At 73.9% G+C, this 6,459-nt stretch carries 4 protein-coding genes and 2 riboswitches; of the genes, 2 read left to right on the forward strand and 2 right to left on the reverse strand.

What is annotated here, in order from left to right:
- Positions 1-1,326: hypothetical protein (locus Q0840_RS18905; RefSeq protein ID WP_298462710.1), on the reverse strand; the 1,326-nt coding region annotated here is incomplete at its 3' end.
- A 103-nt stretch (positions 1,327-1,429) separates the two neighbouring features.
- A riboswitch (cyclic di-GMP riboswitch) is annotated at positions 1,430-1,504 on the reverse strand.
- Between the two features lie 54 nt (positions 1,505-1,558).
- A complete protein-coding gene (locus Q0840_RS18910) occupies positions 1,559-2,722 on the reverse strand; it encodes a glycosyltransferase family 4 protein (protein WP_298462712.1) in 1,164 nt (387 codons plus the stop codon).
- A 409-nt stretch (positions 2,723-3,131) separates the two neighbouring features.
- Between Q0840_RS18910 and Q0840_RS18915 the strand changes: the two genes are divergently transcribed.
- Positions 3,132-4,790, forward strand: coding sequence for a hypothetical protein (locus Q0840_RS18915; RefSeq protein WP_298462715.1), 1,659 nt, complete (start codon positions 3,132-3,134; stop codon positions 4,788-4,790).
- 156 nt (positions 4,791-4,946) lie between these two features.
- Positions 4,947-5,021, forward strand: a riboswitch (cyclic di-GMP riboswitch).
- 52 nt (positions 5,022-5,073) lie between these two features.
- Positions 5,074-6,459: PKD domain-containing protein (locus Q0840_RS18920; RefSeq protein ID WP_298462718.1), on the forward strand; the 1,386-nt coding region annotated here is incomplete at its 3' end.

Consider the following 6,459-nt stretch of genomic DNA (forward strand, 5'->3'; position numbering starts at 1 on the left):
GATCGTCAGGTCACCGTCGTGCACCGTCAACCGCTTCCCGGCCGGCACCCCCGTCGTCTCCGGCCCCGCCACCGACCTCGACCCCGACGCCGGCGACGAGGCGGGCACCTGGCCCCCCGCGTCTGCGACGAAGTAGCCCTGGACGTCGGCGATGAGGTTGGTCGTGCCCGCGTCGTTGTAGAGCGTCACCTGGTCCCGGTCGGGGCCGCCCAGTTGGAGCAGGACGGTGTTCGCGGTGTCGATCCCGGACCGCGGGTTCAGTGTCGAGGAGCGGGTGCAGGTGCCGACGTCGGTGCCCGCCGGGCAGCTCGAGACGTACGTCGTCGCGGTGGTGCCCGAGGCGGTGACGGTCATCGCCACGGAGGTCGCGCCCGCCGGGACGTCCGCCAACGTGAGGGTGTGACCGGCTCTGCGTCCCATGGGGCGGGACGTGAGCGCGCGCACCGGGGCGACGGGACGGAGCCGTCCGGCACCGGCGGCGGCGGTCGCGGCGTCGACGAAGTATCCCTGGACGTCGGCGATCATCCGCACCGTGCCAGCGTTGTTGTACAGCGTGATCTGGTCGCCGGACGCGCCACCGAGCTTGACCACCGCCAGGTTGGCGACGTCCCTGCCCGGGAACGGGTTGAGGTTGGAGGACGCGGTGCACACCGCCGGCGGCTGTCCGGCGGGGCACGCCGAGACGAAGCTCGACGCCGTCGCGCCCGCGGCCGTCAGGTTGACGGCCACCGCGGTCGCGCCGGCGGGGACGGACGGCAACGTGAGGGTGTGGGTGTCGCGCGCACCGAGCGACCTGAACGACAGCACGCGCTCGGGTGACCGGGGCAGGAAGAGCGACCCCGCGGGCGTGCCCGCGACGTAGAACCCCTGCAGGTCCGCGAACAGACGGAGCGACCCGGCGTTGTTGTACAGCTGCACCTGGTCGCCGTCCGGCCCGCCGAGCGCGACGATCACCGCCGCGGGGGTGTCCTCGCCGGGGGCGGGGTTGAAGGCGGACGTGGTCCGGCAGGTCGCGAGCGGCGTCCCGCCGGCGCACGCGGAGACGAAGGTGGTGGCGGACACCGCAGCGGCGGTCACGTTGAGCGCGACCGCGGTGGCGCCGGGCGGGACGTCGGTGAGGGTCAGCGTGGTGGTGGACCGCGGCCCGAGCGGCACCGAGCTCATCACCCGCCGCGGGTCGACCGCCTGGTAGACGGAGTCGGCCGGCACGGCGGTGGTCCGTGCTGCCGGCTCGGCCGCCTCGGCGGCGGGCGGAGCAGGCAGCCCCACCGCCGCGGCGGCCTCGGCGGTCGTGGCCCCAGCGGCGAGGAGGAGCGTCGCGAGCACGACGGCGGCGACGGTCCGTGACGCACGTGCGGCACGGTCGGCGGGGGAGCAGAGGGTGAGGCCCGACAGGGCCGGCGCCAAGCGCACGTGGGTCTCCGGGTCGTTCGGTGGCCTGGCTGACCGCGTGGGTCCCATGGCTTTGCGTCCCTGCCTCGCGACAGGTTTGCCTTTTCGTGGACGACGGCGACTCTAGGAGGTGCGGTGGGCGGACTTCAACGCGACGTGGCCCATGTCACCCCCGTCCGGCCACCGTCGCTGCGATGCCCGCGACGGCGGCGCCGTACCGCGCGACGCCGAAACGCTCGACGGCGTCGTCGTGACCTGCCTGCGCCAGCCGGGCCGCCGCAGCGGGGTCGTCCAGCAGCGCCGCGATCGCCCAGGCGAGAGCAGGGGGGTCGTCCGGCGGCACCAGGACGCCGGTGCGGCCGTCCACCACGACCTCGGCGAGCCCCTGCACGTCCGACGCCACGACCGGGCGTCGCGACAGCAGGCCCTCGACGGCGGTGTTGCCGAACGGCTCGGCGCGCGACGGGACGATCACCACGTCCGCCTCGGCGAGGACGGGCCAGGTCGGGTGGACGTAGCCGGCGAGCGTGACCCGGCCGGCCAGGTCCGCGCGGGCGGACCGCTCGCGGAGCTGCTCCTCGTACCACTCGTAGCCGGGGAAGACGGTGCCGCACACGACCAGCCGGACGTCACGACCCTGGGCGGCCAGCAGAGCGGTGGCCTCGAGTGCGACGTCGATCCCCTTGCGCGGAGACAGGCGTGCGACCAGAGCGATGGTCGCCGGCTGCGCGGCCTGGTGACGAGCCGGCGGCGAGGCGGCGGCGGGCGGGCCCGGGACCCCGTTGTGCACCACGGTCACCGTCCCGTCGAGTGCCGGCACCACGTCCACGACGGCGCGCCGGGCGGCTCCGCTGTTGGCGATCACGCGCTGGGCGAGCAGCAGGGGCGCGGCCATGAGCCGCCGGACGACGATCGCCTGGTCCTGCTCCGCCTCGTGCACGTGGCACAGGACGGGCATGCGGGCCAGGCGCGCGGCGAGCAGCCACTGAGGGATCGTCACCGTGTTCACGTACACGAGCGCGCCGCGGCTCCTGCGCAGGACCCCGACGAGGGCGAGGGTCGACGCCGCCATCCGCCACGGGAGCGCCAGCAGGCTCACCGGTCTCAGGAGCGACTTGCGCAGCACCGGGAAGGCGGCGATGCGCACCAGTGCTCCGCGCGCCTGCAGCTCGGGCACGAGCGGGCCCGCCTCCGGGAGCTGCACCAGCGCCTGCCAGCCGTGGTCGCGCAAGGCCTCGACGGTCTCCAGCAGCTGACGGTCGGAGCCGTAGAGGTCGGGCGAGGGGTGCGCGATCACCACGCGTCGCCGACGCGTCCGCGCGTCAGTCACGACGGTCTGCGCCGGGTCGGTCCCCGTCGGTCGCTGCCATGTCACCTGCTCCTCGATCCTGCTCGGGCCGGACCGTGAGGCGGTCCGGGGACCTCATCGAACCCCGCCGACCGAGGCGTGTCACGTCGCGCCGGGGCGCGCCACCGCAGGGGCCGCCCATGACGCCGGTTTCTTCGAGACCTTCGTCACACACGAGCCCTCTTGACGGCGCGAGCGTCCGGACAACGTGCCAGGTCACGAACGGGTAACGGCGCTCGGGTGCCCCGAGGCGGGCGTGGAGCCGCGCGGCAGCGGCTTCCGGCTCGTCACCCGGTTGGCCTACTGTCCACCCCGCGCCGATCTGGCGGGGGGCACCGCACAGTCGGGGGCGCACGGGGGCGGCATCTGCACACACGAGCACAGGAGTTCCATGAGTCAGCACCGTACGCAGCGGCCTCGAGCGGCCGCGCTCGCACTGTTCGGCGCGCTCGCCGTCGGGCTCGTCCCCGCGACGACCGCCGCCGCTGCCGAAGCCGTCCCGGTCGGCGAGCTGGCTGCCGACGCCATCCCGGTCGACGAGGCCACCGACATCGCCGTCGGCGGTGAGGCCGTCGAGACCGCCCCCGTCAGCGACGACGGCGCCGAGGCCGCTCCGGAGGGCCAGGAGATCGTCCCCGACGAGGGCGAGATGGTGGACGGCCTCGAGGTCGTCGACGCCGACGACGCGCAGGGCACCGACTCGACGTCCGACGAGCCCGTCCTGGCGCTCAAGACCCGCGTGGTGAGCTCGGGTGGCATGTCGGTGCTGGTGTTCGACGACCTGCCCGAGGGGACCCGGGCCGTGGAGCTCCGGCTCACCGGCGCCGGTGCATGGCGGCCCACCGACGTGGTCGCGTGCAGCAGCTGGGGACTGTGCGACGCCGATCCGGTCATGGTGGCGCAGCCCGAGGAGAAGTCGGTCGGGACGAAGACCGTCGCACTCGGCGGCAACGCGCGCAACCGCGTCACCATCCACAGCGAGCGCGCGAGCGTCCGCATCACCCCCGAGGTGCTCGGGTTCATCGGTGAGGGCGGCTCGGATGTGAGCCCCGAGCCGGCTCCGGCCCCTGCTCCCGCTCCGGCGCCTGCTCCGGCTCCGGCTCCGGCGCCTGCTCCGGCTCCGGCTCCGGCGCCTGCTCCGGCTCCGGCTCCGGCGCCTGCTCCGGCTCCGGCTCCGGCGCCCGCTCCGGCACCTGCGCCTGCTCCGGCTCCGGCACCTGCCCCGGCGCCTGCTCCGGCCCCCGCCCCGGCGCCGGTGACCTCCACCGGTTTCGCCGGGCCTGGCACCACCGGCGTTCCGGCAGGGACCAAGCTCACCGTGCACTACGGCGACCTCTACCTCACCAAGCCGGGCCAGGTCGTCAGCGGGCTCGACGTCCGCGGGCTGGTCCGCGTCAAGGCGGACAACGTGGTCATCAAGAACTCGGTCATCCGCGGGCGCAAGCTCACCGGGAACATGGCTCTGATCACCAACGACCTCGGGGCGCACTCGTTCACGCTCGAGGACAGCGAGCTCATCCCGTCCGACGCCTCCCCGTACATCAACGGGATCATCGGCCACAACTTCACCGTGCGCCGCACCGAGATCGCCCGGGTCATCGACTCCGTGCACATCACCGGCTCGAACGTCCGGGTCGAGGACTCCTGGCTGCACGACAACCTCTTCTACTCCAAGGACCCCAACCACCGGGGCGGGCCCAGCCACGCCGACAACGTCCAGATCCAGGCCGGCAGCAACATCACGTTCCTGCGCAACCGGATCGAGGGCGCGTACTCCTCGGCCTTCCAGACGACCCAGGACCGCGGCGCGGTGCGCGACGTGCTGATCGAGGGCAACCGCATCAACGGCGGCGGCTGCAGCATCAACATCGCCTGGGGCTCGAAGTACCGGGCGATCCCCGGCAGCGAGCTGCAGATCCGCAACAACACCTTCGGGCTCAACACCCGGCACAACCGGTGCGCGATCGTGGCTCCGTCCCCGTCGGGCGCCACCCTGGTGAAGAACACCTTCACCGACGGCAGGTCGGTGTCGATCACCCGCGGCTGGTAGCAGCCAGCAGTCCCCACCGAGCCCCCGGTGACGACGCCTCGGCGTCGCCACCGGGGGCTCGTGGCGTCGGTGGGCACGTCGACCAGGACGGGTGTGACGAGCAGCACAGCGGCGGACTGCGAGAAATCGGCGCACCCGCGCCGATAGGACTCGTGTCCACGACAAAGGCAAACCCGTCGCGAGGCGGGGACGCAAAGCCATGGGGCCCCTGCGGTCAGCCAGGCCACCGAACGGAATCGAGCACACGATGCGCAACGCGCTGCCCTCCGCGGGCCCTCGACCCATGTCCACCGCCCTCCGGCGCCCGATCGGCCGGCTCACCTCGAGGGCCGCCGTCGCCACCGCTCTCGCAGGTGGTCTCGTCGCCGGTCTCGTCGGGACTGCGCACGCGGCCGATGCCGCACCGGTGTCCGCGTCCGACGCCTTCGGCCGCACCGTGTCCAGCGGCTGGGGCTCCGCCGAGCAGGGCGGGACCTGGACCTCCTCGGTGAACGCGGCCGTGCGGCAGTCGGTCTCCGGCGGGGCCGGCAAGCACACCGTCCTCAAGCCCGGGCACCTGGGCACGGCCCTTCTCGCCGGCACCGCGACGACCGACGCGGACGTCCGTGTCGACGTCGTCCTGGACAAGGTGGCGGACGGGGGCGGCCTCTACGCGTCCGTCATCGGCCGCAACGTGGGCACCTCCGGCGACTACCGCGCCCGGCTGAAGGTCCAGGCCTCGGGCGCCGTCACGCTGATGGCCTCCCGCGCGAACACCACCCTGAAGTCCGCCACCCTGACCGGCCTGCGGTACACGGCCGGCACGAAGCTCTCGGTCCGTCTCCAGGTCACCGGCACGTCCCCGACGACCATCCGCGCCAAGGCGTGGAAGGCGGGGACCCCGGAGCCGGCGGCCTGGCTGGTCACGACCACGGACACGACCGTCGCCCTGCAGAAGGCCGGCACCGTGGGTGCCTCCACCTACGTCTCCGCGTCGGCCCGGAACCTGCCGGTGGCGGTCGGCTACGACGACCTGGCCGTGCGGCCGACCGTCGCGCCCCCCGCACCGAACGCTGCTCCGACGGCGCGTGCGGCGTCCGCCGTCTCCGACCTCGCCGCCCGGCTCGACGGGTCGGCGTCCACCGACGTGGACGGCACGATCCGCACCTACGCGTGGAGCTTCGGCGACGGCAGCACCGGCACCGGCGCGAGCGCCACGCACAGCTACGCCACGGCAGGCACCTACACCGTCCGGCTCACCGTGACCGACGACGACGGCGCGACCGGGACGACGACCGTGCCGGTGACCGTCTCGGCGCCCAACGTCGCGCCGGTCGCCACGGTCGCCTCGTCCGCGACCGACCTCACCGCCCGCCTGGACGGGACGGCCTCGACCGACCCGGACGGCAAGGTCGTCAGCCACCTCTGGAGCTTCGGCGACGGCAGCACGGGAACCGGCGCCACGACCACGCACACCTACGCGAAGGCCGGCAGCTACACGGTCTCCCTGACGGTGACCGACGACGACGGCGCCACCAGCACGACGAGGTCGACCGTGGCGGTGACCGCTCCGGTGGCCCTCGTCCCGGCGCCGGTGTCGTCGGTCGTGCCGGGGTCGGTGGCGGGGCCGGAGACGACGGGGGTGCCGGCCGGGAAGCGGTTGACGGTGCACGACGGTGACCTGACGATC

Origin of the sequence: uncultured Cellulomonas sp. (assembly GCF_947494015.1) — a bacterium.
In the GTDB taxonomy this organism is placed as follows: domain Bacteria; phylum Actinomycetota; class Actinomycetes; order Actinomycetales; family Cellulomonadaceae; genus Pengzhenrongella.

Coding starts and splice junctions, on each gene's coding strand:
- Q0840_RS18915 (WP_298462715.1), top strand. CDS start 3,132: ATGAGTCAGCACCGTACGCAGCGGCCTCGAGCGGCCGCGCTCGCACTG.